Source organism: Paenibacillus sp. FJAT-26967 (assembly GCF_001541095.1).
GTDB lineage: Bacteria > Bacillota > Bacilli > Paenibacillales > NBRC-103111 > Paenibacillus_F.
In genome coordinates, this window is the sequence record NZ_LMXH01000001.1 from 1,007,183 (window position 1) to 1,033,781 (window position 26,599).

29 protein-coding genes and 1 pseudogene are annotated in these 26,599 nt (G+C 48.9%); 23 read left to right on the forward strand and 7 right to left on the reverse strand.

Features of this window, described 5'->3' with window-relative positions:
• Positions 1-2: 2 nt before the first annotated feature.
• The 16 genes and pseudogenes from AR333_RS04420 to AR333_RS04490 all read left to right on the forward strand — a co-directional run bounded on the left by AR333_RS04420 (position 3) and on the right by AR333_RS04490 (position 15,944).
• Positions 3-1,352 carry a flippase gene (locus tag AR333_RS04420; RefSeq protein WP_068774092.1) on the forward strand — a complete coding sequence of 450 codons (1,350 nt, stop codon included), beginning with the start codon at positions 3-5 and terminating at the stop codon, positions 1,350-1,352.
• The gene (locus AR333_RS04425) at positions 1,349-2,572 is read left to right on the forward strand and encodes a polysaccharide pyruvyl transferase family protein (protein ID WP_068774093.1); all 1,224 of its coding nucleotides are present in this window, start codon (positions 1,349-1,351) and stop codon (positions 2,570-2,572) included. Before AR333_RS04420 ends, AR333_RS04425 begins: the two co-directional genes overlap by 4 nt.
• Positions 2,562-3,692, forward strand: coding sequence for a glycosyltransferase family 1 protein (locus AR333_RS04430; protein ID WP_068774094.1), 1,131 nt, complete (start codon positions 2,562-2,564; stop codon positions 3,690-3,692). Before AR333_RS04425 ends, AR333_RS04430 begins: the two co-directional genes overlap by 11 nt.
• Positions 3,655-5,007, forward strand: a complete 1,353-nt coding sequence (locus AR333_RS04435) for a hypothetical protein (protein WP_253735710.1) — start codon at positions 3,655-3,657, stop codon at positions 5,005-5,007. Before AR333_RS04430 ends, AR333_RS04435 begins: the two co-directional genes overlap by 38 nt.
• Positions 4,919-5,521, forward strand: coding sequence for an acyltransferase (locus AR333_RS04440; protein ID WP_068774095.1), 603 nt, complete (start codon positions 4,919-4,921; stop codon positions 5,519-5,521). The genes AR333_RS04435 and AR333_RS04440 overlap by 89 nt, the downstream gene beginning before the upstream one ends.
• A complete protein-coding gene (locus AR333_RS04445; protein ID WP_068774096.1) occupies positions 5,499-6,695 on the forward strand; it encodes a glycosyltransferase in 1,197 nt (398 codons plus the stop codon). Before AR333_RS04440 ends, AR333_RS04445 begins: the two co-directional genes overlap by 23 nt.
• Entirely contained in the window at positions 6,692-7,711 is a 1,020-nt protein-coding gene (locus tag AR333_RS04450) for an NAD-dependent epimerase (RefSeq protein WP_068774097.1), read from the forward strand. Before AR333_RS04445 ends, AR333_RS04450 begins: the two co-directional genes overlap by 4 nt.
• A gap of 127 nt (positions 7,712-7,838) precedes the next feature.
• Positions 7,839-8,873, forward strand: a pseudogene (locus AR333_RS25295) (glycosyltransferase family 4 protein); the annotation flags it as partial.
• Between the two features lie 72 nt (positions 8,874-8,945).
• Complete coding sequence (locus AR333_RS25300; RefSeq protein WP_253735784.1) at positions 8,946-9,572, forward strand: sugar transferase; 627 nt, start codon at positions 8,946-8,948, stop codon at positions 9,570-9,572.
• The gene (locus AR333_RS04460) at positions 9,569-10,210 is read left to right on the forward strand and encodes an acetyltransferase (protein WP_068774099.1); all 642 of its coding nucleotides are present in this window, start codon (positions 9,569-9,571) and stop codon (positions 10,208-10,210) included. Before AR333_RS25300 ends, AR333_RS04460 begins: the two co-directional genes overlap by 4 nt.
• A 183-nt stretch (positions 10,211-10,393) precedes the next feature.
• Positions 10,394-11,635 (forward strand): DegT/DnrJ/EryC1/StrS aminotransferase family protein, encoded by a 1,242-nt coding sequence (locus AR333_RS04465; RefSeq protein ID WP_068774100.1) that lies wholly within the window; start codon positions 10,394-10,396, stop codon positions 11,633-11,635.
• Positions 11,636-11,658: 23 nt separating this feature from the next.
• The gene (gene galU / locus AR333_RS04470) at positions 11,659-12,570 is read left to right on the forward strand and encodes a UTP--glucose-1-phosphate uridylyltransferase GalU (protein ID WP_068774101.1); all 912 of its coding nucleotides are present in this window, start codon (positions 11,659-11,661) and stop codon (positions 12,568-12,570) included.
• Complete coding sequence (locus AR333_RS04475; protein WP_068774102.1) at positions 12,571-13,923, forward strand: UDP-glucose/GDP-mannose dehydrogenase family protein; 1,353 nt, start codon at positions 12,571-12,573, stop codon at positions 13,921-13,923.
• Positions 13,892-14,437 (forward strand): VanZ family protein, encoded by a 546-nt coding sequence (locus AR333_RS04480; RefSeq protein ID WP_253735711.1) that lies wholly within the window; start codon positions 13,892-13,894, stop codon positions 14,435-14,437. The genes AR333_RS04475 and AR333_RS04480 overlap by 32 nt, the downstream gene beginning before the upstream one ends.
• The gene (locus AR333_RS04485; RefSeq protein WP_253735712.1) at positions 14,365-15,054 is read left to right on the forward strand and encodes a hypothetical protein; all 690 of its coding nucleotides are present in this window, start codon (positions 14,365-14,367) and stop codon (positions 15,052-15,054) included. Before AR333_RS04480 ends, AR333_RS04485 begins: the two co-directional genes overlap by 73 nt.
• Before the next feature lie 29 nt (positions 15,055-15,083).
• On the forward strand, positions 15,084-15,944 hold the full coding sequence (locus AR333_RS04490; RefSeq protein ID WP_253735713.1) for a hypothetical protein: 861 nt from the start codon (positions 15,084-15,086) through the stop codon (positions 15,942-15,944).
• Positions 15,945-16,136: 192 nt separating this feature from the next.
• On the opposite strand, the gene AR333_RS25305 is transcribed toward AR333_RS04490, so the two are convergent.
• Entirely contained in the window at positions 16,137-17,096 is a 960-nt protein-coding gene (locus AR333_RS25305) for a recombinase family protein (RefSeq protein WP_253735714.1), read from the reverse strand.
• Entirely contained in the window at positions 16,982-17,671 is a 690-nt protein-coding gene (locus AR333_RS25310; RefSeq protein WP_253735715.1) for a recombinase family protein, read from the reverse strand. The genes AR333_RS25305 and AR333_RS25310 overlap by 115 nt, the downstream gene beginning before the upstream one ends.
• Before the next feature lie 294 nt (positions 17,672-17,965).
• On the opposite strand from AR333_RS25310, the gene AR333_RS04500 reads away from it, so the two are divergent.
• Entirely contained in the window at positions 17,966-18,973 is a 1,008-nt protein-coding gene (locus AR333_RS04500) for a phosphotransferase enzyme family protein (RefSeq protein WP_253735716.1), read from the forward strand.
• A gap of 480 nt (positions 18,974-19,453) precedes the next feature.
• On the opposite strand, the gene AR333_RS25720 is transcribed toward AR333_RS04500, so the two are convergent.
• The 3 genes from AR333_RS25720 to AR333_RS25725 form a co-directional block, all read right to left on the reverse strand.
• Positions 19,454-19,636: a helix-turn-helix domain-containing protein gene (locus AR333_RS25720; RefSeq protein WP_068774105.1), complete on the reverse strand. Its 183-nt coding sequence runs from the start codon at positions 19,634-19,636 to the stop codon at positions 19,454-19,456.
• A 432-nt stretch (positions 19,637-20,068) separates the two neighbouring features.
• Positions 20,069-20,245 carry a hypothetical protein gene (locus AR333_RS25145; RefSeq protein ID WP_216638960.1) on the reverse strand — a complete coding sequence of 59 codons (177 nt, stop codon included), beginning with the start codon at positions 20,243-20,245 and terminating at the stop codon, positions 20,069-20,071.
• A 177-nt stretch (positions 20,246-20,422) separates the two neighbouring features.
• Positions 20,423-20,716: a zinc ribbon domain-containing protein gene (locus tag AR333_RS25725; protein WP_068774107.1), complete on the reverse strand. Its 294-nt coding sequence runs from the start codon at positions 20,714-20,716 to the stop codon at positions 20,423-20,425.
• A gap of 5 nt (positions 20,717-20,721) precedes the next feature.
• On the opposite strand from AR333_RS25725, the gene AR333_RS04520 reads away from it, so the two are divergent.
• The 5 genes from AR333_RS04520 to AR333_RS04540 all read left to right on the forward strand — a co-directional run bounded on the left by AR333_RS04520 (position 20,722) and on the right by AR333_RS04540 (position 24,809).
• Positions 20,722-21,228 carry a recombinase family protein gene (locus AR333_RS04520; RefSeq protein WP_084783498.1) on the forward strand — a complete coding sequence of 169 codons (507 nt, stop codon included), beginning with the start codon at positions 20,722-20,724 and terminating at the stop codon, positions 21,226-21,228.
• Positions 21,229-21,509: 281 nt separating this feature from the next.
• Positions 21,510-22,052: a histidine phosphatase family protein gene (locus AR333_RS04525; protein WP_068774108.1), complete on the forward strand. Its 543-nt coding sequence runs from the start codon at positions 21,510-21,512 to the stop codon at positions 22,050-22,052.
• A 304-nt stretch (positions 22,053-22,356) separates the two neighbouring features.
• Positions 22,357-23,319 (forward strand): YafY family protein, encoded by a 963-nt coding sequence (locus AR333_RS04530; RefSeq protein ID WP_068775123.1) that lies wholly within the window; start codon positions 22,357-22,359, stop codon positions 23,317-23,319.
• Between the two features lie 110 nt (positions 23,320-23,429).
• Positions 23,430-24,056 (forward strand): type 1 glutamine amidotransferase family protein, encoded by a 627-nt coding sequence (locus AR333_RS04535; RefSeq protein ID WP_068774109.1) that lies wholly within the window; start codon positions 23,430-23,432, stop codon positions 24,054-24,056.
• A gap of 273 nt (positions 24,057-24,329) precedes the next feature.
• Positions 24,330-24,809, forward strand: a complete 480-nt coding sequence (locus tag AR333_RS04540; RefSeq protein ID WP_068774110.1) for a DUF1579 family protein — start codon at positions 24,330-24,332, stop codon at positions 24,807-24,809.
• 182 nt (positions 24,810-24,991) lie between these two features.
• On the opposite strand, the gene AR333_RS24155 is transcribed toward AR333_RS04540, so the two are convergent.
• Positions 24,992-25,135 carry an SDR family NAD(P)-dependent oxidoreductase gene (locus tag AR333_RS24155; protein ID WP_084783499.1) on the reverse strand — a complete coding sequence of 48 codons (144 nt, stop codon included), beginning with the start codon at positions 25,133-25,135 and terminating at the stop codon, positions 24,992-24,994.
• Between the two features lie 178 nt (positions 25,136-25,313).
• Here AR333_RS24155 and AR333_RS25730 point away from each other — a divergent pair, with 178 nt between their 5' ends.
• The gene (locus AR333_RS25730) at positions 25,314-25,403 is read left to right on the forward strand and encodes a LuxR C-terminal-related transcriptional regulator (RefSeq protein ID WP_084783500.1); all 90 of its coding nucleotides are present in this window, start codon (positions 25,314-25,316) and stop codon (positions 25,401-25,403) included.
• A gap of 432 nt (positions 25,404-25,835) precedes the next feature.
• Here AR333_RS25730 and AR333_RS04550 read toward each other — a convergent pair whose 3' ends face one another.
• The gene (locus tag AR333_RS04550; RefSeq protein WP_068774112.1) at positions 25,836-26,414 is read right to left on the reverse strand and encodes an RNA polymerase sigma factor; all 579 of its coding nucleotides are present in this window, start codon (positions 26,412-26,414) and stop codon (positions 25,836-25,838) included.
• Positions 26,415-26,599 lie beyond the last annotated feature (185 nt).

Sequence of the window (26,599 nt, forward strand, 5' to 3'; positions counted from 1 at the left end):
ACATGAATACAACTGCCAAACTTACACAACGTTCTTTATCCAGAATTCTTATGAAAAGCAGCAGTTTATCGTTCGCCGTTAATATCGGCGGTATTGGCCTGGCACTGCTGATGCAGATCCTGCTGGCCCGGCAGCTTGGTGCCGTAAGCTACGGATATTATTCATTCGTGACTACGGTCGTGACATTCCTGGTTTTCCCGGCCAAGCTCGGATTCGATACGGCGATCGTCCGCTTCGTTTCCTCCTACCGGGCGCATGAGCGCTGGAATGAAGTGAAGGGCCTGCTTCAGCGGGCGAATCAGATTACGCTGGCGCTATCTCTTGCCATAACGGCCGTTTCTATGATTGTGGTCCTGCTGATAAGCGATTCCATGAACCGTGAGCTGCTCTTTACTTATATGGCCGGTCTGCTGGGCATTCCGGTCATGGCCCTGGCGCTTCTCCGGCAGAGCTCTCTGCAGGCGCTGAAACAAATGCTGCACGCGCAGCTGCCGGAGAAAATCATCCGGCCCGTCCTGTTCCTGGCGCTGCTTCTCGGATACAACCGGATTGCAGGCAGTCCGGCCGGAGCGGGTGAAGCTATGCTGATCTTCCTGGCCGCCATTGCCGTCTCTTACGTAATCGGCGCCGTCGTCTTGAAGCGTAAGATGCCGCCACAAGTCCAAGCTGCGGAGAAAGCTTACAACACAAGGGAATGGATGAACGTATCCTTGTCGCTGATGTTCGTGTCCGGCATGTATCTGGTGCTCGGACAGCTGAATATACTTATGCTCGGCTGGATGGACGGAACGACGGAAGCGGGGATTTACAGTGCCGCTGTGCGGATTGCGACACTCGTATCCTTCGGCCTGACGGCCATTAATATGACGGCAGCTCCGTTTATCTCGGAATCCTACGCGAGAAAAGACGACAGGCAGCTTCAGCAGGTACTCAGCATCAGCAATTTGGCGGGTTTCCTGTTCGCCGGTGTGATCTATGCAGCGTTCCTGCTGCTGAATGACCCGATCCTTGGCCTCTTCGGGGAAGAATTTAAGGAGGGGTCGCTCGCGCTTCTTATTCTTTCGACAAGTCAGCTTGTCAGCGCGTTCAGCGGACAGACCGGGACCTTAATGACGATGACGGGACAGCAGCAAATGCTCGGCAAAATTTTGCTTATATCGGCAATTCTGAATGTGCTTCTTAATCTAGTGATGATTCCGGCCTATGGAATGGTGGGAGCCGCCGTCACAAATTTAATTTGTACGATTGTCTGGAAAACGGCGATGGTTGTCGTGATCCGGAAAAAACTGAAGATATCAATCGGCATGTTTGCATGGCTGAGCGCCAGAAGAAAGCGGGGGGATAGAACGTGAAACATATTTTACTAGCGGGTGTGCCCCATTCAACCAATTTGGGCGACGGTCTGATCGCGATGACGGTCAACCAGCTCATCCGTACATGCGGAGATTATACCATCACCAACTTTGACCTTACGGCAGGGTTATACAATGAACCGCAGGTTACGAAAGCCGACAAAGAGGGGAAAGTCTACAAACTGAATGAAGTCAGTGTGAAAAAAAAGCTGACGCCGGATTTTCTGCGGTACGTCAAGTCTTATTCCGTTCACAAGAAAAAGGATCGTGTACTGAATGACCAGATCCGGCAGCTTGTAGCGGACAGTGATGCGGTGCTGATCGGCGGCGGCCATTTATTCATCGACACGTACCTGTCGTTTCCGATTGCCATGCGCAGGCTGGTCATGGAAGTCCGCAGGCAGCGTAAACCGCTGCATATCGTTTTTGTCGGAATGAGGGGACCCTGGAGCTTCCTGGCCCGCAGATGGTTCACCGAAATTCTTCAGTATGCCAAAACGATCTCCGTACGCGACGAAGATTCCCTGGCTTATCTGCTTTCGTTCGATTCGTCCCTTGCACGCAAGGCAGTGGCCTTATCCGATCCGGCCTTGGTGACCCGGGAAGCATTCCCTGAACCGGCTGCCCGGTTCTCTGTTTCATCCCGGATGGCTGCGAAACAGGGGGATTCTTCCGTTCAGACGATCGGATTAGGGATCATGGACCCCAATGAGATGAGGCGGCATTCTCCCTTCCTATGGGACCGGGATGACTGCGCCGACTGGTGGTACAGGCTGGCTCAGGGGGTTGTGGAAGGGGGCGGACGCGTCCGTATCTTCACGAATGGGGCTGATACGGACAACGCCTTCGTCGAGCATTACATCAAGCCGAGGCTGGCAGCCGTCCGGGATGTGGAATTCGCTTCGTATCCGGCGGATGTAAGCGACCTGGTCGACAGCATCCGGGACTGCGATGCCGTCATTGCCCAGCGCCTGCATGCCTGCATTCCGGCGATTTCGTTCGGCAAACCGACGTACGGTATCGCCTGGGACAAGAAGCTGGCCAGTATCTTTAAGGATCTGGGACTATCCCAGTATGTCGTCGATTTTCGCAGCGATCCCCGGTTCGTGCTGGCCCAGATGGCACCGGACACCAGAAGCCAGGAAGGGGCAACCCGGATTGTGAACGATAAAAAAAGGGACCTCGTTGCCTATGTCGGGAGGATCTTGAATGAAGCCTAAAATCAAAATTCTTCATGTCGTCGGCAAAATGCATCCCGGCGGTATCGAAACCCTGCTGATGAATCTCTACCGGACGATTGACCGGGACAAGTATGAATTCCACTTTGCCGTCCAGTTCGCAGAGAAAGGATTCTACGATGATGAAATCGTAGAGCTGGGAGGCCGGATTTTCAGACAGCCTCATCCGAAGAAGGGGCTGAGAGCGTTCCGCAAAGCATTCTTGAACAATTTACAAGAACACGGTCCTTATCAGGCCGTCCACAGCCATATTTACCAGTTCAGCGGATATGTCTTGAAGCTGGCCGGAGAGATGAACGTGCCGGTGCGGATCAGTCACAGTCACAATACACACGACAGCAAGCAGGAATCCTGGCTGCGCAATCTCTACCGCAAATACATGCGGGGGCTCATCCGCAGCAATTCGACGACGATGCTCGGGTGTTCGCGTTCAGCCTGCGAGGCGCTGTTCGGCGCCGACTGCTGGAGGGACGAACGGGTAGTTGTCTTCCCGAATTCGATCCAGGTTCAGCCGTACAGCCAGCTGCATCCGGACCGGACCGCTTACCGCAGGGCAATCGGTGTGACCGATCCGGATGTGCCGGTCATTGGACACATCGGCCGGTTCAGCGAGCAGAAGAACCATCCGTTCCTGCTGGATGCTTTTGCCGGCTACTTGAGAATCCGCCCTGAAGCGCAGCTCGTGCTGATCGGTGAAGGTCCCCTGCGCAGCAGGATGGAGGACCGCATCCGGGAGCTTGGCATCTCAGGCAGCGTGAAGCTGCTCGGGGTCCGCAAGGACATACCGGAGCTCATCGGTGCCTTCGATCTGTTCCTGCTGCCCTCGCTGTATGAAGGGCTTGGCATTGTCGTGATCGAAGCCCAGGCTGCGGGGGTCCCCTGCCTGATCTCGGATCAGGTGCCGGAGGAGGCCGACCTGAAGCTCGGGCTGGTCACCCGGCTGCCTCTGCAGGCGGATGCGGGTGAGTGGGCGGCTCAGATGGGCAGCATGACCGGAGCTGCGAGACTGGACTGGCAGGCACGGCTGGAGGCGCTGCAGCAGCACGGCTACGATATCCGCACCAGTGTGCAGAGGCTGGAGCGGATGTACGCTGCGACATAAGGCTGTAGCAAAGAGACTGCCGGCGGGCGCGCCTCCCCTCCGGAACCTGTTTCTGATCAGTTACGTCCTGCTGATGCTCCTGACAGCCAAAGGAGCTTTTCTGATCGACGAACGAATCGGGATCGTGTTCTTTTTCATCTTACTGCTGCCGCTTTTCTGCATGCTCAAATGGCCGGATCAGCCTTTCTTGCTGTATGTGGGATTCAGCGCTATGCTGATCGGCAAATTCGTCTACGCCGTCTCATCCACGCCTTTAAAGGGACCCGATGAGAACAACTATTACGCGCAGGTGCAGTCGTATTTGGGATTAGGCGATTTTCTCAGCTACGCCAGTGAGCATATTTCCACTTATTTGTTCAATTCATCGGCGTATCCGATCTTCGGCCTGATGTACATGCCTTTTTATAAACTGCTGAACGTGTCCGATCCGCTTGTCATCATTACTTACAATTCCATCCTGCTGATTTGGATCGCGTACATGCTGTATGCACTGAACAAGGCTTATTTCGGATTCGAGCTGGTGAACCGCCGTTTGTACGAAGGATGGATCATTCTGGGCCTGTTCCTGAGCCCGTCCTTTATGATGATGTCTTCCCTTTTTGCCAAAGATGTCACTTGTGTAGCACTGGGTCTTTACTGCACGTATCTGCTGATGAGCCGCAAGTATTTCTGGTTCCTGATTGTAATGCTCTATGCCACCGGCCTCCGGGACTACGCCATTGTGTACACGCTTTGCTTTTATCTGCTGTTCACCCGGCGGTTTAAGATTGCGCTCAGTATGCTCTTGGTTTCGGCGGGCGTGCTTGCGGTCAAAATCGGCGGGCTCGGCCTGGTCAACGCTTTTCTGCTGACGGCTTTTCTGTTTATGAGTCCGAATCCGATCAACTTAGAGAATTGGGAGCCTCATGTATTTTACCGTTCGCTGGAGGCAGTTTCCATGCTGGTCGCGCTCGTTCTGGCAGTGCTCATGTACATCCGTTACAAAGAGACGAGGCGGTTCTACCTGTTCTGTCTGGTACTTCTGTTCGCGTACGCCTGCACTCTCGTACTGGTTGGCTACATGACCGTAACCGGACGGAATCTGGATTATGGACTGGGAACAATCGGGGACAATATGGTTCGCAAGAAACTCCCGATTCTTCCTTTGCTGTACATGTTTCAAGCCTATACGGCCTGCTACACGGTAAAATGGCTGGCAACGATCCGCAATAAAAGGAGAGGTCGACATGAGAGGCCGAGACCGGTTTCACAAATTCAAGGCGGTGCTGGCCATCGCCATCCGCATCCTTCGTCTCTTCCCGAAGCCGGCGCTTAAATACGCCTGGACCCTGACGGATTTCCTGCCGGATATCTTGGGGGTAGCACTCAGATACTGTCTGCTGAAATGTCTCATACCCGGGTGCGGGGATAATGTATTCATCGGGCGTTCGGTTGAAATTAAATATTGGGAACGGCTTTATATCGGAAGCAATGTAAGTATTCACAAGCAGTGTTATCTCGACGCATGCGGAGAGATTCAGATCGATGATGATGTGTCCATCGCGCACCAGAGTTCGCTGATTTCTTTCCAGCATTCCTGGGAAGATGAGGCTCAGCCCATCCGTGACAACCCGGTTGTATGTGCCCGAATTCACGTGCAAAGCGATGTCTGGATCGGCTGCGGATGCCGGATCTTGGCAGGTGCAAGTATCGGAAGCCGCTCGATTATCGCAGCGGGGGCCGTCGTTACAAAGCCGGTTCCCGGCCAAACGATAGCGGCAGGTGTACCGGCCAAAATCATCAAGTCAATCAGAAAAGAGGGACCTTATGAACGTTCTGTGGGCTCATGATCATATGTTTTACTTTACGGACTCGGGGAAATATTACTCGGGCGGCAAGCTACCTTACGCCGTGTGGGAGAGGTATCTGTCCGTGTTCGACTCCCTGACGGTCGTGTCCCGGGGCAAGAAAATATCCGCCGCAAGCGATCTGGACAAAAAGAGCTTGTCGAGCGGCAAGAATGTTAATTTCATCGTGCTGCCTTCCCTGAGCAATCCGGTGAACAAAATTACGAAGAAGGGGTATGTGGAGCGGCTTCTGACGGAAGCCATTATGAAATCCGATGCGGTTATCGCCCGGCTTCCCAGCGAGATCGGCTCCGAGGCGGTTGCCATCGCCAAGAAGCTCGGCAAGCCCTTCGCCGTTGAAGTAGTGGCTTGCGCTTGGGACGGCCTCTGGAATTACGGAAGTATGCAGGGGAAACTGTATGCGCCGATCGCTACCTGGAAGACGAAGACCGATGTCAAAGAAGCGCCTTACGCGATCTATGTCACCGAGCAGTTTCTTCAGAAACGATATCCATGTCCGGGCGGACGCACCCAATCCTGTTCCAATGTGGAGCTGCCTGAAATGGGTGAGGACGTGCTGGCCGGCCGGCTGGAACGAATCCGGAGCATGGCAACACCTGTGACGATCGGACTAATCGGCTCCCTGAACGGACGCGCCAAAGGGATAGATGTAGCTTTGGAAGCCCTGTCCAAAATTAAAAATCAAATACCGCCGTTTAAGTTCCGTATTCTGGGAGATGGCGACAAGTCCCGATGGGAAGCAATGGCCGACAGCCTCGGGCTCAAAGATAACGTAGAGTTCTGCGGTATCCTTCCCAGCGGGAAAGCCGTATTCGAGTGGCTTGATAAGATAGACATTTACATCCAGCCGAGCTTCCAGGAGGGGCTGCCACGCGCAACGATCGAAGCGATGGGCCGGGGCTGTCCCGTGATCGGATCAACCGCCGGCGGCATCCCGGAACTGCTTGATCCCGGCTGTCTGTTCAAGCCGGGCAACGATAAGCAGCTGGCTGAGCTGCTGACCGGCACGATCATTAACAGGGACTGGATGCTGGAACAGGCAAGCCGCAACTTCGCCCGGGCGGGCAGCTTTACCAAGACGAAGCTGGACCGGAGCCGGAGCGAGTTCTGGGAGTCTTTTCACCAATATGTAAAGCAGGGGAGTGTAAGCGTGTGACCATTCTTGTGACCGGCTCTGCCGGATTTATCGGTTTTCATTTGGCTGCAAGACTGCTTGAGAGCGGGGCTGAGGTGGTCGGCTACGACAACCTGAACGACTATTATGACGTGACGCTTAAAGAGGACAGACTGAAGCAGCTCCAGCAATATCCGAATTATCATCATTACACAGCCGATCTATGCGATCATGAGCAGCTGGATAAAGTATTTACCGGTCATGACATCCGGGTTGTCGTTAATCTGGCGGCGCAGGCGGGTGTCAGATACAGTCTGGAAAATCCGAGAGCGTATGCGGATTCGAACTTAACAGGTTTCCTGAACATTCTGGAGGCATGCCGCACTTACAAAATTGACCATCTCGTTTTTGCTTCTTCTAGCTCCGTGTACGGTGCGAACACCAAAATGCCGTTTGCGGCAGAAGATAACGTGGATCATCCGGTCAGTCTCTATGCGGCCACGAAGAAAGCGAATGAACTGATGGCACATTCCTACAGTCATTTGTACGGTTTGCCGGTTACGGGCCTCAGATTCTTTACGGTATACGGTCCTTGGGGCCGTCCGGATATGGCGTACTTCTCTTTTACCCGGAATATTCTGGAGGGCAATACGATTCAAGTCTTCAATGAAGGACGTATGCAGCGCGACTTCACTTATATCGACGACATTGTCGAGGGCATCGTGAGATTGCTGGAGCGGCCCCCGGCAGCCAATGCGGACTGGGACCGGGAGAACCCCGATCCGGGTACGAGCTACGCTCCCTACAAAATTTACAACATCGGCAACAACTCGCCCGTGCCTCTGATGACGTTTATCCAGACGCTGGAAAAAAGTCTGGGACGCCATGCGAACATCGAGTACAAGCCGATGCAGCCGGGTGATGTGAAGGCGACTTACGCCAATATTGACGATCTGCAGCGGGATGTGGGCTTCCGTCCATCCACGAGCATCGAAGAAGGATTGGCCAAATTCGCGGACTGGTATGTGAGCTACTATGGCTCAGGAAGTCCTTCTTAGTCCCGGAAGAACGAGATTCGAAGAACCCAGCTTGCATACATCCAGATGGAGAAAGGAGGGCTTCGTTTTGAGCAAAATTGCGCATATATGCACGTCAGGAATTTCGCACAAAATTTTGGCGGATAAAATGGCGGTTCTGAAAGAGGCGGGTCACGAAGTCCATATCATCTCGTCGCCGGAAGGATACGATGAACAGTCGATGAAAGGCTACGGGCTCGGCCTCCGCTTTATTAACATGAACCGCAAGATCCGTCCGGTCCAGGACTTCAGATCGATTCTCGCCATGCGCCGCCTCATTAAGCAGGAGGGCTATGATATCGTGCATACCCATACCGCCAAAGCGGGCATCATCGGCCGGATAGGCGCATGGCTTGCCGGTACGCCCGTCATTATGCATACGAGTCACGGACTGCCCTTTTATGAGGGACAGACGGCCGGCGTTTACCGAATTTACCGGACGCTGGAGACAATCGGAACTTACTTCTGCGATGCCCTTGCCTCTCAGAATCATGAGGATATCGGGAAGCTCCAGGATCTCAACCGGCATAAGGTCGTGTATTACGAAGGCAATGGCGTCGACCTGGCGAAACTGGATGGGGCTGCTGCCAAGGTGACTCCGGCCGATCTTCAAGAGCTGAAGCGCATTTACGGTATCCCGGAGCACAAAAAGGTCCTCCTGATGGGAGCCAGATTAGAGCCCGTCAAGGACCCTAACTTCCTGCTGGAAGCACTGGCCTTGCTCAAGAAGCGGGGAAATGAAGATTTCATCTGCCTGATGGCAGGCAAAGGACCGCTGGAGAAGGAAATCCTGGCCCGGATAAAGGAGCTGGATTTGCAGAAAGAGGTGCTTCTGATCGGGCACCGTCCGGATCTGTACTCCTTCCTGAAGATGGCGGATATCGTTACTCTCACTTCGGAAAAAGAAGGCATTCCGCGTTTTCTGATGGAAGCTATGGCCTTCTCCAAACCAGTCGTGGCAAGTGATGTCCTCGGCACGAGAGAACTTGTGAAGCATAACGAAACCGGGCTGCTGGTCCCTTACAAGAGTACGGCTGCACTGGCCGACGCCTATGCTGTGCTTCTGGCGGACGACAGACTGCGCAGAACTCTCGGTGACGGGGGACGCAGAAGAATAGAGGCCGAGTTCACGGAACAGCACGTGGTGGGCCGTCTCCAAAGAATGTACGGCGAGCTGCGTGCGGGACGCTGCGGTAGAACGCGGCTAGGGGGCTGGATGCAGCGCGCCGGACAGCGCACGGCCGATCTTGCCATCGCGCTCCCGCTCGCGCTTCTGCTCCTGCCGGTCTATGCGCTGGTCGCACTGCTGGTCCGGCTTAAGCTGGGCTCGCCTGTCTTGTTCAAGCAGAAACGGCCCGGTAAGCTCGGAAAAGCCTTCCATGTGTATAAATTCCGGACGATGACAGACAAGCGTGACAGTTCGGGAAATTTATTTCCCGATGAGGTGAGGCTGACTGCTTTCGGCAAACTGCTGCGTAAACTGAGCCTGGATGAAATTCCCCAGCTGCTGAATGTGATCAAAGGGGACATGAGTCTGGTCGGTCCCCGCCCGCTGCTGATGGAATATCTGGAGCTGTATACGGATGAGCAGAAGCGGCGCCACTGGGTCCGTCCCGGCATAACGGGGTGGGCGCAGGTCAACGGACGCAATGCGATTTCGTGGGAAGAGAAATTCAAACTCGATGTGTGGTATGTAGATAACCGCTCCCTGAAGCTTTATGCGAAGATCTTGATGCTTACGGCCGTCAAGGTAGTCCGCAAAGAAGGCGTGTCCCAGGAAGGTCAGGCTACGACGACCAAATATACGGGCAATGCGAGTACCGGATACGGAAGCACGCCATGAGGCGTCTCATCCTGATCGGTGACGGCGGCCATGCCAAGGTCGTACGCGACGTGGCGCTTAGCGAGCACCGCTATGAGCTGACCGCCGTCCTCGACGACCGCTACGAGGAAGCCGGACGGGGTGAGGACGGCCTGCTGCGGGGGCCGGTGAAGCTGGCCCGGCACATGCTCCGCGAAGACGACGGCATGGATGTCTTCGTCGCCATCGGCAGCAACACCATCCGCCGGAAGGTGGCGGAGGCGCTGCAGGCAGCGCCCGAGCGCTTCGCGCTGCTGATCCACCCCCGTGCGGTCGTGAGCACGGAGGCGAGACTTGCGCCCGGCACAGTCGTTATGCCGGGCGCGGTCATTAATGCCGGTGCGAGCATCGGCGCGCACGGCATTGTGAATACGTGCGCTATCGTGGAGCACGACTGCGTCGTGGGCGGCTACGCGCATTTGTCGCCCGGCAGTGCGCTCGCCGGCGGCGTCACGGTGCATGAAGGCGCCCACGTGGGCATCGGCGCAGCCGTCATCCAGGGGCTCACCATCGGCGCCTGGAGCCTGCTCGGTGCGGGAGCCGTGGCGGTGCGCGATATCCCGGACCGCTGCACGGCGGTAGGTGTGCCGGCCGCGGTGATCAAGGGACGGAACGATTGAGCGGCAAATCGACTAAGTGACTATACAACTTAGTGACAGGGCGAGTATCAAACGATTTTATTAGAGGTTGTTCATACGACTTAGCGAGCATTTGCTTAAACGGGGATTAACGGGTGAATCCCGCGTTCCTGCCGCTACAAACCAGAAAACTGACACTCGTTACATAACAAAGGGAGGCTTGACATGGCCATTCAACTCGATAATCAACATCCGCTGCACAGCAGTACGGTAACCAGGGAGCCCAATCAGTCGGCTCCAACTGAGCCAAGGCCGCAAGGCATCCGCAGCCGGATCCTCTTGTCCCCTCCCCATATAGGAGCAGAGGAACAGAATTTCGTCCGGGAGGCGTTCGAGACGAACTGGATTGCTCCACTCGGACCGAACGTCGATGCTTTTGAAGCGGAGCTGGCCGGCTATGTCGGCACGCAGGGCGCGGTTGCGCTCAGCTCCGGCACGGCTGCCATTCATCAGGCACTGCGCCTGCTCGGTGTCGGTCCCGGCGACCGGGTGCTCTGCTCGTCGCTGACGTTCGTCGCGAGCGTCAACCCGATCGTCTACCAGGGCGCGGAGCCTGTACTCATCGACTCGGATGAAGCGACATGGAACATGTCGCCGGCCGCATTAGAGCGGGCTTTGTCCGATATGAAGCGGGAGGGGCGCCTTCCCAAAGCGGCCATTATCGTGAACCTGTACGGACAGAGCGCGGACATGCTGCCCCTGCTCGCACTGCTGGATGCCTACGGGGTGCCGGTTGTGGAAGACGCAGCCGAATCACTCGGGGCCACCTGCGAGGGCAGGGCAAGCGGTACACTTGGCCGGTTCGGTGTCTATTCGTTCAACGGCAACAAGATTATTACAACTTCAGGAGGCGGTATGCTCGTCTCCAATGACACGGAAGCGCTGGAGAAAGCGCGCTTCTGGGCTACCCAGGCACGGGACGCGGCCCCTCATTACGAGCACAGCGAGCTCGGCTACAATTACCGGCTGAGCAATATTCTCGCCGGAGTAGGCCGTGGTCAGCTGCGGGTGCTGGATGAGCGCGTGAACGCGCGCCGAGCTGTCTTCGAGCGTTATGAGCGCGCGATCGGCGGCATTGAAGGCGTGGCCTTCATGCCGGAAGCGCCTTACGGACGCTCGACCCGCTGGCTGACGGCGCTCACGGTCGACTCTGCCAAGGCGGGAGTGTCGACGCAGGATCTCATCGCCCGGCTGTCTGCCGAGAACATCGAATCCCGCCCGGTATGGAAGCCGATGCACCTGCAGCCTTTGTACCGGCACTGCGATTACTATCCGCACGACGAAGAGGCCCCAAGCGTATCTGAGCGTTTGTTCGCTCAAGGGCTGTGCCTGCCATCGGGCTCCAGCCTGACGCAGCAGGATCAGAATCTTGTAATTGATATATTGATGGACGCTTTGAAGAAGTAACGACAACTAAGGAGGAATGAATCATGAAAGTACGTAAAGCGATAATTCCGGCGGCAGGTCTCGGGACCCGTTTCTTGCCCGCTACGAAGGCCCAACCGAAGGAAATGCTCCCGATCGTAGATAAACCGACCATCCAGTACATTATTGAAGAAGCGATTGCGTCCGGCATTGAAGACATTCTGATTATTAGCGGGCGCGGCAAACGTGCGATTGAAGATCATTTCGACAAGTCGTTCGAACTCGAAGAAACGCTGGACAAGAAAGGGAAGCATGAGGAACTGAAACAGATTCAGGCGATCTCCGATATGGCGAATATTCATTACATCCGGCAAAAAGAACCGAAAGGTCTCGGACACGCCATCTGGTGCGCCCGCAGTTTCGTCGGCAATGAGCCGTTTGCCGTTCTTCTCGGTGACGATATCGTGCAGTCGGAAGAGCCGTGCCTGAAGCAGCTGCTCCGCATTCATTCCCGCTACTCATCATCCGTTGTCGGAGTACAGCGTGTCAGTGATGAGGATGTATCGAAGTACGGTGTAATTGCCCCGAGAGGCTCGTCGATCGAACCGGATGTCTTCTTCCTGGAGACACTGGTCGAGAAGCCGTCACGCAAAGCGGCGCCGTCTAATCATGCGATCATGGGACGCTACGTGCTGACGCCGGAAATTTTTGAAATACTGGAGAATCAGGCACCCGGAGCAGGGGGAGAAATCCAGCTGACCGATGCAATCCGCAAGCTTAATGAGCAGAAGCCTGTCGTGGCTTATAATTTCTCCGGAGTCCGGTACGATGTCGGCGACAAGTTCGGTTTTATCAAAGCGACACTGGATTTTGCCCTGCAGAGAGAAGATCTCAAACAGGATTTGCTAGGCTATATTCAATCCGTTCACGAGCAGTATGCTGCGGTTCACAATACGATTAATAAGGTGGCGAAATAGATGGAAAAAATTACGGTTGTGGGTAGTGGTTATGTCGGTCTCGTGTCGGGTACTTGTTTTGCCGATATCGGCAACCGGGTCATCTGCTGTGACGTGGATCCATTCAAGATTGCCATGCTCCGCAAAGGTGAAATTCCGATTTATGAACCGGGTCTGAAAGAATTAGTTGAGAAAAACATCGAAGCCGAGCGCTTGTTCTTCACCTCCGAAATTGGAGATGCCATTGAAGCGTCGGATATCATTTATATAGCGGTCGGGACTCCTATGGGAGAAAGCGGTGAAGCCGACATGCGGTATGTGCATGAGGTTGCGCGCACCATCGGCCAGCATTTGAACCGTTACAAAATTATCGTAAACAAAAGCACCGTGCCTGTAGGAACGGGGAGAGCGGTCGAACAAATTATTAAAGAAAACCGCAAAAACCGGTTTGTGAAATTCGATGTCGTTTCGAACCCGGAATTTCTGCGGGAAGGCTCGGCTATCGAGGATTGCATGAACATGGAGCGGGCGGTAATCGGTGCGACAAGCGACGAGGCAGCCAAAAGAATCGCGGAGCTGCATGCGCCGTTCCGTACCCGTATTTTCCAGACCAATCTAGAAAGCGCGGAAATGATCAAATATGCGGCTAACGCCTTCCTGGCGACCAAAATATCTTTTATCAACGGAATTGCTAACGTGTGTGAGCGTGTAGGGGCCGATGTAACCGCGGTTTCCGCCGGAATGGGGCTGGACAGCCGGATCGGGGGCAAGTTCCTTCAGGCCGGTATCGGGTATGGGGGAAGCTGCTTCCCTAAAGATACGTTCGCGCTGTCTTACATTGCCGAGGAGGCGGGATTTGATTTCAACCTTCTGAAATCCGTGATTACGGCAAATGACGAACAGCGTTTTGTCGTGGTGAACAAACTGAGAGAAGCGCTTGGAAGCCTGCAAGGGAAGCGGATCGGCGTGCTGGGTCTTTCTTTTAAACCGAACACGGACGATATGCGCTATGCGCCTTCTCTTACGATCATTCCGGAACTCGTCAATCAGGGAGCATCCGTGCGCGCCTTTGATCCAATCGCGAGACAGGCCGCCCGCAATCAAATTGCGGAATATTACGAGGATTTCGGCAGCATTGAGGAAACGTTGGAGGATTGCGATGCCTGCCTGATTCTAACGGAGTGGAGTGAAATTGTGGAGATGGATCTGACCCGTGTCAAGGAACTGCTGAAAGCACCGGTCATGGTCGATGGACGCAACTGCTTCACGACTCAGAAGATGGCAGACGAAGGCTTCAACTATTACTCGGTCGGCCGTCCGGCTGTTACGGTGGGAAGCATTCATGCCGTGGAATCCCAAACCCTTTCTCTATAAGGGAATCTGGCTCTTGCCTGTATTGCTGTGGACGCTGCTCGTCTTCGATTTGTCCCAACAAACGTTCCGCGAGCAGAGCATACAGCCTTTTCTGCATAAACTTGTCCCAAAGGAGGAGATCCATGCTTATATACCGGATGTAACGGTTCGTTATAGCCGGGCTGTGATTGATTCGCAGTCCGAACCGTACCGGTTCGTTGAATTTTTATTCCGAAAAGCGGCGCATTTGTTCGTCTATGCGGTGTTGGCCTTGTTTGCTTATGCGGCCCTTTATCCATATGGGATGAAGAGGCCGCGTATGTTCATCATCTCCCTGCTGTATGTTACTGCCATCGCGCTTTGCGATGAATGGGTGCAATCGGCTGCAGCAATGCGTACCAGCGCAATACAGGATGTTGTTCTCGATACAGCAGGCGGCATAGTAGGGCTTGGGGCAGCCGTATGGGCAGTACCATGGGGGAGCCGGTTCGTACGCAGACGATTCTCGTCCAGGAGGTGGAATGGCGATTTATGAACAGAACGTACCGCACTGTACTGTGGACATGCATTAGCTTACTTGTTCTCGTAGTGGCCGGGCGAATAGCCGTGGACCGGATCTCGGAGCAGGTGCTGCGCTCTGCCGTTTCGGAGGCGCTGGAAACTTCAAATGCCCGGCAAGCGGAGAAGGAAGGCGCGTCGTCCGTTCCACCAACTTCGGAATCTTCCGCTCCGCAAGTTCCGCCTGAGTATGGAGCGGATGCTGATGCACCGTCTTCACACGCTCCACCGGCGTCTTCCAGTGAGGAAGACAAGAAGCGATCGGCATCTTCCGGCAAAACGGCAGGAAGCGGTAGTGACCGCGCATCTATTTCCGCCGATGAGGCAGAGAAGGTGAGCGGGGAAATTTCCTGGAGCGAGCGGGCGAAAGTGGTCTCCGTCATGGTGAAGAGGCTGAATCCAAGCGACATGAAGCAGCTAAGTCACTTGCTGAGAGATGGCGTGTCACGCGAAGAAAAGAAAAAGGCGAAGGAGATTATTCTGACCAAACTGTCTCAGGAAGAGTATGACGAGCTTATTGCCATTGCAAGCAAGTATGGCCTTAGCAAGGGCAAAAGCTATCAGAAATCTCTTCAAGAACAGAAGCAGGAATAATTCAAAATCGTCCAAAAATGGAGAGTGAAATGATGAAAATTCGGAATAAAGCACTTGCGGCTGTTCTGATTGTGGGCTTAATGTCACCGGCGATTCCTTCCGGACAGGCTAGTGCCAAGCAAGTCGAAGCTTACGGGATTCGTGTCGATCTCGACCAGTTCGCTAATCATGTATGGGGATTTTTTAATGACTTCTTATTTCCCATTCTGAACGGGAATGGTCCTTCCGTTCCGGCACCGAAACCAACACCTACGCCGACGCCGACGCCGACGAAGCCGACACCGGCACCAACACCTACGCCAACCAAACCAACTCCGACTCCTGCTCCTGATAAGGAACCCGGACAAGGCTCTAATCAGCCGGGTAACGGTGGTCAACCGGGTGGCGGCACAGGCACCGGTGGCAAGGATCACAACAGCGGCGGCAATAAAGGAAATGGCCAGGACAAGGATAAGGACAAAGACAAGGACAAGGATAAAGGCAACAACGGTAATGGAAACGGTAATGGCAACGGCAACAACGGCAACGGCAACGGCAATGGCAATGGCAATGGCAACAACAATGGTGCGGATCGTGATAAGCGGTACGATTCAATTAATAAAGAAACCGTACGCCAATTGCAGGCTTTGAAATCCGCTTGCCAGAGAGATCTAATGGGCTATGCGTTCCAGTTTGCCGGGGCGCAAACCACCCATGAGAAGTCGACGTTGTATAAAGAAGCATCGGGACGATTTGCTCAGTGCGTATCCGACTTCAGAGATATTGTGAACAGCACGGAGAATACACTAAAGAGCGAGGGCTTCAGCACGGATGTTCTGAAAGAGTACCAGCGTGAGTACGATAGCCAAATGGAGGCAGGCCGCATGTTGCTTGACTCTATTGTGAAGTAAGATTAATGAGACCGGTGACGCTATATGCGTTGCCGGTTTTTTGTTGTGGAGTTTATAACTGATAGGAGCAGGAGTATTGATCGAGATTTTGCTTGCTAAAATATGCGTAACTATTCTTATGTTTCTGTACTCGTCACATGTGGAGGTGACAGTGAGACTTGAAAGAAAAGATACAGTTCAATAAACTGTACCTTAGTTCGAGGGGAGAGGGTTGGAAAGGTTGTAGTTAATTTTAATCTTTCCATCCTCGAATACTTCGATTGTTTTGATAAGCCTTTGAAGGAATTGCTTTAGTACCTGCTCATCGTCAATGTCAAGATCTATGAAGCGTTCAACTTCCTTCCTAAAGGCTTCTTTACGTTCAGCGAGGTTATTTCCTTCTTCTAAGGCTACGATGAGGTTAGCCTTTTTATCCATTAGTTCTTGCTGTTGTTGGGCGTTACGCTCGTTCTGATGCTTGAATTGCTCTGCTGTAATAGTTCCATCTACATGGAGAGTAAGCAACTTATCAAACCGTTTGTCCAATTCTCCTAACTGCTTATTGACTCTTTTAAGTTCCTTTTGCAAGTCAGAGTCCGAAGCCACCGCTTTTTCTTCCGCGATTCCGTAAAGGTTCTCTATCATCACGTTATCCCTAATCAATGATTTAAGGTCGCCTTTAACTGATCGTAGCAAGATTTTTTCCTCAATAATGTGTGAGGAGCAGTAGGAGGATGTGTACTTGACATAGCCGCCACAAACGTATGCACCTTTTCGTCTGTCAGGTTTGAAGTGCATTCCACTTCCGCAATCAGGGCATTTGACGATATACGAGAACAGGCTTTCCTTGCCGTTGCTCTTATGCTTGCCCCTCTTTTTCATCAGTTCCTGAACTGCGTTAAAGTCATCCTCAGAGATAAGAGCAGGATGGGCATTCTCAATAACAACTTGTTCTTCTTCTTTAATCTTACGCCTTATTTTGTATGTTTCAGATGCGGCTAGAATCCCTGTCGTTTCTTCTCTATGGTAAACTTGTTTTCCAGTATACACGGGATTGGTTAGGATGCCCTTAATGGAGTTCTGATGCCATCTAGTACCTCCATTTGCCGCCCCTGATGTGGCTCTTGGAGTCGGAACACCTCTACGCATGAGAAGATTACCGATACTAAACATCCCCAACCTTCGTGAAGATAAAGTCTGAAAATCTCCTTTACGATAGGAGCGGCTGATTCCTCTATCTCCAACTTTTTAGTGACGGAATTGGTGCAGTAACCAAATGGTGCTACCGAAACAATACGTTTTCCTTGGTTTGCACTGGATTTTAGCCCCCACTTAATTTTGTTGGATAGGCTTGAGTTTTCCTCTTCTGCTAAAATTGCCTTTAGATGGAACATCAACCTGCTTTTGCTAGTATCGGTATCGTAGCCATCCTCCGGCAAGATAAGGCGAATAGAGGAGCCCTCTAATTGATGTGCGAGTTCTAAGCTTTGTAAGGTATTCCGCCCCAAACGAGAAACCGATTTTGCGATGACAACATTAAATTTCTTCTTCTTGGCGTCAGTGAGCAATCGTAAAATCTCGGTTCGGTTCTTCATACCGGAACCACTTATTCCATTGTCAATGTACCTTTCAACAACTGTAAAACCTTGCTCCCTAGCAATATTTTCGGCTAAAGCAATTTGGTTTTGCAAGCTGTTCTTCTGTTCTTCTCTTCGTGTACTAACTCTAGCATAGATAACACAATTCATTATTCCGCCACTCCTTCCGATTTTGAAGGAATGACATCTGCTCTATCATTATCGTACTTTTTGGCGTCTATAGTGTCAATCTGATGGCTTAGAATGGCAGAGTATCTTCAAGAGTTGCTGTTCCGGTAAATGCTCGCTCAATTTTCATTTTGTTTCCCCTCCCAAAGTAGCCATCGTTCTATGGTGGGAAGGTGTTGCGATTAATGTGTTTACTCCCCTTGACCTATTCCATTTTTTAGAAGTATAGTACTGTTTGCGAACGTGTTCATAAGCTAATTTCGGGGAGGTGTAAGTTTGGATAAGACACAATTACTGCAAAAGGCAATAAAACAGTATGGGATAAATCCTACTAGTCTAGTGATTGAAAATGAACTTCAACCTAATAGTTGGCATGGGGATTTACATTTCAAAATCCATGTGGATAAGAAATCTTATTCAGCAAGATTTATTGGAAATAATCGTTACGAAACGGACGTATTTATTAAACTATCAGATGAAGTTCTGACTGAACAAATGAAATTTTGTAAATACCTTCTTAATTCCGGTAGCCCTTTTATGGAACATGTGTCAACTGGTAAGGGAGAACCGTTTACATCGGTAAAAGATGTAGACAAAGAATGGAAATTGGTACTCTTCGAGTGGATTCAAGGTGAACATCTTACTCATTGTACGGAATCCATAGCAGGAAAATTTGGTGCTTTTGCACGAAGGATACATAACATATCATCGAAATTCGAGACTGTGGTTTTTCCTAAAGAGTCACATAGTAAAGGTCATGAACATTTTTACAATTTACTTTGTAATCATGCTGAATCATCTAAATTTTCACCCCCCACAAACGAATTATTAAAAAGTTACTTAAATGAAGTTGAATATCATAAAGACAAAGCCAAGACTGATTCTTATGAATATATAGTTCAGTCTGACTTAAATCCACTAAATATTCTTTGGAATGAAGCTGAGGAGATTATTGGTGTTGTTGATTTCGAGTCAATAACTTACACGGATAGGGTGGAGGGGCTAGCATGGTTAGTAAAATGGTACTCAAGAACTCATGGAATCGCATCTCATGAAATGTCTCCAATTCTTGCAAAATCAGTACTACGGGGATATGGTGCAGAAGAATTACTCTCACAAAGAGATTTTGAGCGACTTCCTTCATTGTTATGGTTAACTGGATGTTTGAATTGGAATTTTACTGCCAAGACAATTGAGTTAATAAAGAACAATGAAGATACTCTTCTGAAAGAACATTTAGTAAAGTATTTTAAGCGAGGAGAAATACTGCTTTCACTTATATGATGTTTATCCTCCCCCCTCCGGGGGGTTACTTATTCTAGTGGTCGCTCCGCTCGGGGCTGTCGCCTTGATTTTTAGATTATATTTAATGGAAACACAGGTGGGTAAGGAAACATTATTCCCCCTAATGGGGTGGGGGAAAGGAAAACACATGTGGGTTTAGGTTTCCTACATGACATATGACGTGCTCAGGTACGGCTTTACCACGTGCATAATAAAATGCTCTGTCATGAATCCCTCGCCATATGGCGACCGTGACGGGGCTACAAATCATTGTAGTATCTGAGGATGAAGCACAACTTCAATACAAACTACCTGTCCATCTAACGGGGCAACACCTACTTGTGAACGCAGGGGCGGTTATTTTACGTGTGCTACCGCAAAGCCACGGGTAAAGAAATACATATGTAGTTGTTCAATGGAGTTCCATTGTAGCCATCGTAGCGAGGCTTTTTTAAGTTGCGATTATTCATGTTGAATCCCTTAGATTCTTCTAGGCTGTCGTACATACTTCAATACCTCTTGAGGTTCCATCCTCCATACTCCGCCCACTTTGTAGGCTAGCAGTACCCCTTCATATATCTTTCTGTAAATTGTACGCGGGTAAACGTTTAGGTAGTAAGCGGCTTCATCAATCGTCATCAACCTATCGTTTTGGATTATCATGTTATCAACTCCTTCAATATTGGTCGATTACATTATAAGAAGTGGATTGTCATGAAATAACAAATGATGGTTAAAGATTTCAATGGCATATATCTGTAAAAAATGCGAGAAAACGAAGGTAACATTTCAAGACTATATAATGGAGGTATCTAGTGATTTTGGGGTTGATATTAAGTTGCGGATTGTCGAAAGTAGGTTATACAATTCAACTTATTGAGCTACATTCATAATATATTTGAAAAAATATTATGCGGAGCTAACGAGGGTAAACTCTGTGGAACACGGGATAATCGATTCATCAGGCACTGGGTGGGGGTATAATAGAATGTGAAGGAGCGGCTTATTTCAGCCGCCCAATCAAGAGCAAATGCCATTCCAGTGTTAAGGTTGTACTCCCTGTCAACTCCACACATGTGGAGTGTACAGTGTTACTTAAATGGAAAGGGGCTTCTGATTAAGCCCCTTGCAGTAATCACCCATTCCCTGAGGGTGGGCGATGTTGTAGTGAATTTTGATAGTACCGTTTTGATGAACTTCTATCTTCTGAATGACCTGATGAAGCAGTTGTTTAAGGACTTGCTCGTCATCAATGTCACGCTGTGCAAACAACGCAATTTTCTTCTATTGCTCTTCCGTGTCTTTTTGTGTTTCGAGAACGGACTCCAATTCCGCTTTGCGTTTGGCAAGAGCTTGTTGTTCTTTCTGATTCAGTCGATTTTGAGCAGTAAACTGTTCAAGGGTAAGAGCCTGATTGGAGAAGAGAGTTATAAGCCCCTGAACATTCTTCTATAGCTGTTCTTGTTGTTTATTCAGTTTGTTTAACTCTTTGATTAGAGCGGATTGTTTTAGACCAACATTCCCTTTCACAGCATCGAATAGCCTATCCAATCTGACATTACTGTTAATCAATTCCTTGAGGTCATTCTTCACAGCCGCGAGTAACGTATCATACCCGATGACGTGAGAAGAACAGAATGCTTTCCCACGTTTCACGTAACCACAACAGACATACGCTCCGTTCTGCTTCTTTAGCCTATCCTTACGATATGTCATACCCTGCCCACAATCAGGACACAGCATAAGGTGTGCGAATAGACTTTCTTGATACCGAGAAGGCAAGCGGTGGCAAAGATGACCGCCCCGAACTAGCTAAGGCGTTGGAGATGTTACGTGAAGGGGATACCTTTATAGTTTACAAACTTGACCGTTTGGCACGTTCGACATTGAAGCTAATCGAGACCCTTGATCTGCTAAACAAGAAGGACGTTGAGTTCGTAAGCCTGTCTGATAACATAGACACATCTACTGCGGCAGGAAAAGCTATGTTCGGAATGATGGCGGTATTCGCGGAGTTTGAGAAGTCAATCATTCGGGAACGCACAATAGCAGGGCTTGAATCCGCTAAAGCACGCGGGCGGAAGGGCGGTCGCCCTATGACGGATAAGAAGAAACTAGACCAAGCAATCAAGCTACATGAGGGCGGAGAATTTACGGTAACACAAATTGAGAAAATGACGGGAGTAAGCAAAGGTTCGCTTTACCGAGAACTTAATCGCAGGAAGCAAGCAACAAAAGCAACTGAGACAGTTTAAGAGCCACTATAGGGCTGTATAAGGAACTGATTGGAGAAGAGCCACCCCAAAAAGGCGGTTCTTTTCATATGCCTTAGGCTAAAAAAGACCCTACCCAGTGCCTAGTGAATTGCTTTTTGCCGTACAAAATTTTCCTCAATGCAATGGTACTTACATCCAAAACGAACAAAGAGTTTGTGCATTCTCCTTGTGTACCAGTATATGGTATTATGACTGTGACTACATTAAAGTGTTCAAGGGACAGAGGGGAAATACGAATATTACGTTGGGGAGGTTACAGTATGATTTATGTAGTTCGACACGGACAAACAGATTTGAACAAAGAGAGAAGACTCCAAGGAAGACTAGGGTTGCCATTAAATGAACTAGGTATCAATCAAGCGGAACTTCTAAGGGATAAACTTAAGAATATAAAATTTGACTACGTCTTTACTTCCCCACAAGAAAGAGCTATCCAAACTGCTGAGATTGCTACAGGTGCTAAAGCAATAATTGATATGAGACTAGATGTATTCGATTTAGGTGAAGCCGATGGATTAAAAAAAAGCGATGTAAAAATGGTCGGAGTAGTACCTGATGCGAGTGTTTATAAAGGCGTTGAAGAAATTAAGACCTACATATCAAGAGTCTTCAACTTTATGAATGAACTTGAAGATAAATACAGCTTAAAAAATGTTAATATTTTAATATCAGGTCACAGATGTACTACTGGTTGTATTGGGGCTTATTTTGAAGGTATTCCCGAAGACGGGAATATTTTAAGATTCTCATCTGACAACGGACACTACAAAGAATATATTTTCAATTCGATTCCAAAAAACTAATTCTTGTACTGGTAATTAATCACTTTTAGTCGATAAAAAACCGCCTAATTATCGAAGCGGATTAGTTCTTAGTTCAACCTATGACAATATTCAAATTTACTAGAGCAAACACATTCTTACGGACACATTCATGTATGTTGTCACTGTCTGCTCATCACATGTGGAGTGTGTAATATGGATGGAATGGGGGAGCGAGCCTAAATAGGCTACGCTCCTTGTTATATGAAATGTATAATTAACTTAATACACTTAAAATGCTTGTTAGAAGTTAAGTATAGTGGTAATCAAAGGTGAGGGTTATGTTATGCCAAAAAATGATAATATGCTAACAATTCTATGGATGTTGAATTCGGGAGAGAAATTGACTGCAAAGCAAATATCGGAAAAGTTAGAGATAAATATAAGAACCGTTTATCGGTATATGGATGCACTATGTGCCAGTGGCGTCCCTATCATATCCGACACAGGGCACAATGGCGGGTATAGCTTGCTGCACAATTTTATCAAATCTCCTCTGCTATTTAGTATGGATGAAAAAAAGACACTGCTTCATGCTGCCCTATTTGCAAAAGAAGCCGGATATCCTTTGAGTGAGGCATTAGAGAATGCAACATCCAAGTTGAAAATGTATTCGAATCAGGAGCAGGAAAGTATACTAAGTCATCATGTAGCCGGATTTGAAGTAATAAACCGCAGGGGATACCCCGCTGTTCAGCCGGTATTGCAAGAATTAGAACACGCTGTAGCAAATGAATGTTCTGTAGAAATTTCTTATCGTAACAGTCATGAAGAGCAGTCCCCCAATAGGGTAATAGACCCCTATGGCGTGGTTAATTGGAACAATAAGTGGTACACCATTGCATTTTGCCGCCTGCGGAATGAGATCCGCAGCTTTCGGGTAGAAAGAATTCTGAACATCACGCGCGCGCCATTCTCATTTAGGCGTCCCATTGATTTTTCAGCGCGTACTTTTTTTATGAAAAATCTGTTACCAGATGTAGGAGGTAAATCCGGATTAATTTCTGTAGTTATTGGTGGCCGGGCAGAGGCGTTGGATGATTTATGCATACATTGGTTTTTGGAGCATCATTTGCAGGAGCGGACATCAACGCAAGCCGTTTTTTTACTTGAGGAAGAATCACTGTATACATATGTTCCGTATATAATTCTTCCCTATGGAAAATCTCTTCAAGTTATGGAGCCACAGAATCTCAAGAATAAACTTGTGGCGGTTGCTTCAGAGTTAATGGAATATTATCAAGATTAATAACTTCACTGACATCAGTTGTCAGTGAAGTTGTTTTATTATAAGGATAACCACTAATTAAGGATGAATGGTTGCTGTTACCTAATAAACTTTATGAGGAGCACTTAAAAATGAATAATACCGTATATCTTTATGTGTTTGATACCATGTCCGATTGGGAAATAGGTTATTTAGCCGCCGAACTGAACTCTGGAAGATACTTTAGGCAGGGGCTGGCTCCAGCAAAAATAGTCACCGTTGGGATAGAAAAGACTCCAGTAACTACAATGGGCGGATTGAAAATAATGCCTGACATTAAAGTGGATGAGTGCAGCATTAAAAGCGTAGATGCACTGATTTTACCTGGTGGCAATACATGGACAGAAGCTATTCACGTGCCCGTATTAAAAATTGCCGAGATGTGTTTAAAGGAAGGGATAGTAGTTGGAGCAATATGCGGAGCTACCTTAGGACTTGCTCAAGCAGGATTGTTAGATTCACGTTGGCACACAAGCAATGATTTGGACTACCTTAAAATGATTTGCCCTTCTTACACGGGCGAAGAATATTACAAAGTGGAATCGGCTGTCACCGATGGGAAATTGATCACCGCATCCGGAGTAGCTCCGTTAGAATTTTCTGTTCATGTTTTAAAAAGGCTAGATGTATTTTCTCCAAAAACATTAGATGCTTGGTATCATCTTAATAAAACGCATGAACCTAAATATTTCTACGAGTTAATGAATTCAATCCAATGACATGTGTTATGTGTTAGGTAATAATCCAAATGTGGTGCAAAGGAACTCAAGTTTGATTACTTGGGTTTCTTTGATTTGCTCAATTCAAGAAATGTATTGTCGGTCTATACTAACAATTCTGTCGAAAAGCGCTTCGGCGCAAGTGAAAACGAGGGGGACACAATACCTTGCTCAGAAGCTCAATGTGAACGTCTGAGCAGTTAGCAATCGAGAAGAAGTTGATAGTAATTATATGAGATAGACTTATGGAAACAAAGAAAAGAGGATAATTTCATGACAATGAATGACGAAACCCAAGATCTACAGCAACTACCCATCCCTGGTCCCGAGCACAGACTTCTAGAGATATTTGTCGGCAAGTGGAATACGGAAGGGGAAATTAAAGCTACTTCATCCAGCCCTGCAACCAGACTAATTGCAGTGGACACTTACGAATGGCTACCTGGGGGGTTCTTCCTTATTCACAAAGTGGATGGACACATGGGTAATGAAGTGGTCAAAACCACGGAGGTCATCGGGTATGATTCTTCGAAAAAGACGTATTTCACTCGTTCTTTCGACAATAAAGGAAACGCAGGTGCTTATCTGGCAAATCTACAAAATCGTTTCTGGACGATTAATGGTGAATTGGAACGCTTTAGGGGCGAATTCAGCAGTGATGGTAACACTTTAAAGGGAAAATGGGAATTATTAAGTGACGGTTCTAATTGGCAACCTTGGATGGATATCAAATTGACTAAAGAAAAATTGTAAAAAACAAAACCTCAACAGAGATCTGCAAAAGTCTTGGTTATGAGAAAATGAGTACTCCGAAGACTAAAAAAGCAACTCGTTCCTCGTCAGCCAGTGGACTGCTTTTAAGAACGCTAAGTTGGTGTATTGGCGCGTATACAGCTACGGAGCGGGCATTGTCCCGCTTCTTTTTTGATTATAAATTATGAGGATTGGGGTGCTTGACCTTCACACGATCCGGAAGTGATATTAACGATACGCCCATACCTATTCTCATTCATTAAAGGGACCGAAGCTTGAATCATTCGTAAAACACCAAAATAATTAGTCTCAAATGTTTCTCTCATTATGTTGAAACTTGCTCCTGTTGGTCAGGAAAGGGGCGGTGGCAGTCGCAGACTCTGGAGAAAATAAAGAGTGAGCACGGGGATACAGCGGCCGACGAGGCAAAGGTTTTCCGGAAGATGCCGATAATGGAACCGTCCGAGTACAAGCATCTGACCGAGCAGGCAGCGCGTCGTTGGGTTGATCGCCGAAGGTTTGACGAACAAGGAAATCGCGGGCCGTCTGAATATCGCATCGCAGACGGCAAAATGGCATATTAAAAATTCGTAACGCAAGCTGGGTGTCAGCAATAGGATACTGCTATTGCGACGAGCCAAACTTGTTGCGCTGCTCATAAATGGTGCGAATCCTCTGCTTCAGCTCTTGATCCGGATCACTGTCTTTACGCTTTAGGTGAGCGTAGCAACCACTTCGGCTGACTTCCAAGTAAGCACACAACTCTTCCAGGCGATATTTCCTCATCCATTTCCTCACAAGGTCCTTGTCATGAATCTCCAAATGCTCTGTTATTTTCTGCAGCTCCAACCTTCTTACGCATGCAGTCTAATTGCGTCTACCTTCAATGATTCTGGATAGTGTTTAAACATGAACTGTGCCCTCCCAAATACGACCGGTAACATTCCTCTGCATGTTATGAGATTCCGTGCATTGCTCATAGATGAACTTCCATTTTGAATAGCACAAATATCTTAATGTCTCTTTCTATACGTCATCCTCAACCCATTTCTTAGAGAAGTTTTGCAATAATTTTTTACGCGCCCGGACTAATAATTGTGCAGAAGCTTGTTCGGAAATATTAAGTTGGTGAGCGATTTCTTTATGCGATTTGTCCTCTAGGTAGTACAGCAGCAAAATATAATGATACTTTGTTTTTAAATCGTTCAAGGAGTCGTGTAATAGTCCATCACGAAGCTGCTGTTCAACTAACTCAGCTACATTTAACTCATATGAAGGTGGAAAACCATTACGGTATTGATATTTTACGATATTTGGATCCGGGAAATATCGATATTTTTTGTCTTTCTTGAACATGTCGTAAGCGGTATTTCTAGAAACCTTCTTGATCCATGCTTTTAAATTCACGGGGTGTTGTAAGGTAGACGCTTTGGTAATTACTTTTATGAAGGCTTCTTGAACAACGTCGTCTGCTAGTTCATGGTTCTGGAACAGAATGTAAATATCTTTATAAATTAAATCCCGGAATGACTGGTAAATCAATTCTTGTGTCGAACGATCTAGGTAATAAAAATTACATTGAAGAAAAGATAACCATTTCTCCATATCAATTTAAATTACCTCCTTTATTTCCTATTGTATCAAAAAAAACAAAATTTTGGTTAAAAATCGTCATGTTTTGTTAGTAGGATTCGTTTAGGTAGCAGATTAGTCCACTTTGATTTTGCAGGGACTAACTAAGATTTAACTCTAGATCATGTTACTCTTTATGTTGCTCTGACAAAGATAAG

Excerpts from the sequence above, each read along its gene's own strand:
- AR333_RS04420 (WP_068774092.1), top strand. The coding sequence starts at position 3 with ATGAATACAACTGCCAAACTTACACAACGTTCTTTATCCAGAATTCTT.
- AR333_RS04430 (WP_068774094.1), top strand. The coding sequence starts at position 2,562 with ATGAAGCCTAAAATCAAAATTCTTCATGTCGTCGGCAAAATGCATCCC.
- AR333_RS04440 (WP_068774095.1), top strand. The coding sequence starts at position 4,919 with ATGAGAGGCCGAGACCGGTTTCACAAATTCAAGGCGGTGCTGGCCATC.
- AR333_RS04445 (WP_068774096.1), top strand. The coding sequence starts at position 5,499 with ATGAACGTTCTGTGGGCTCATGATCATATGTTTTACTTTACGGACTCG.
- AR333_RS25300 (WP_253735784.1), top strand. The coding sequence starts at position 8,946 with ATGCAGCGCGCCGGACAGCGCACGGCCGATCTTGCCATCGCGCTCCCG.
- AR333_RS04460 (WP_068774099.1), top strand. The coding sequence starts at position 9,569 with ATGAGGCGTCTCATCCTGATCGGTGACGGCGGCCATGCCAAGGTCGTA.
- AR333_RS04465 (WP_068774100.1), top strand. The coding sequence starts at position 10,394 with ATGGCCATTCAACTCGATAATCAACATCCGCTGCACAGCAGTACGGTA.
- galU (WP_068774101.1), top strand. The coding sequence starts at position 11,659 with ATGAAAGTACGTAAAGCGATAATTCCGGCGGCAGGTCTCGGGACCCGT.
- AR333_RS04475 (WP_068774102.1), top strand. The coding sequence starts at position 12,571 with ATGGAAAAAATTACGGTTGTGGGTAGTGGTTATGTCGGTCTCGTGTCG.
- AR333_RS04480 (WP_253735711.1), top strand. The coding sequence starts at position 13,892 with ATGCCGTGGAATCCCAAACCCTTTCTCTATAAGGGAATCTGGCTCTTG.
- AR333_RS04485 (WP_253735712.1), top strand. The coding sequence starts at position 14,365 with ATGGGCAGTACCATGGGGGAGCCGGTTCGTACGCAGACGATTCTCGTC.
- AR333_RS04490 (WP_253735713.1), top strand. The coding sequence starts at position 15,084 with ATGATGAAAATTCGGAATAAAGCACTTGCGGCTGTTCTGATTGTGGGC.
- AR333_RS25305 (WP_253735714.1), bottom strand. The coding sequence starts at position 17,096 with ATGTTTAGTATCGGTAATCTTCTCATGCGTAGAGGTGTTCCGACTCCA.
- AR333_RS25310 (WP_253735715.1), bottom strand. The coding sequence starts at position 17,671 with ATGAATTGTGTTATCTATGCTAGAGTTAGTACACGAAGAGAAGAACAG.
- AR333_RS25720 (WP_068774105.1), bottom strand. The coding sequence starts at position 19,636 with ATGATAATCCAAAACGATAGGTTGATGACGATTGATGAAGCCGCTTAC.
- AR333_RS25725 (WP_068774107.1), bottom strand. The coding sequence starts at position 20,716 with ATGCTGTGTCCTGATTGTGGGCAGGGTATGACATATCGTAAGGATAGG.
- AR333_RS04525 (WP_068774108.1), top strand. The coding sequence starts at position 21,510 with ATGATTTATGTAGTTCGACACGGACAAACAGATTTGAACAAAGAGAGA.
- AR333_RS04530 (WP_068775123.1), top strand. The coding sequence starts at position 22,357 with ATGCCAAAAAATGATAATATGCTAACAATTCTATGGATGTTGAATTCG.
- AR333_RS04535 (WP_068774109.1), top strand. The coding sequence starts at position 23,430 with ATGAATAATACCGTATATCTTTATGTGTTTGATACCATGTCCGATTGG.
- AR333_RS04540 (WP_068774110.1), top strand. The coding sequence starts at position 24,330 with ATGACAATGAATGACGAAACCCAAGATCTACAGCAACTACCCATCCCT.
- AR333_RS24155 (WP_084783499.1), bottom strand. The coding sequence starts at position 25,135 with ATGAGAGAAACATTTGAGACTAATTATTTTGGTGTTTTACGAATGATT.
- AR333_RS04550 (WP_068774112.1), bottom strand. The coding sequence starts at position 26,414 with ATGGAGAAATGGTTATCTTTTCTTCAATGTAATTTTTATTACCTAGAT.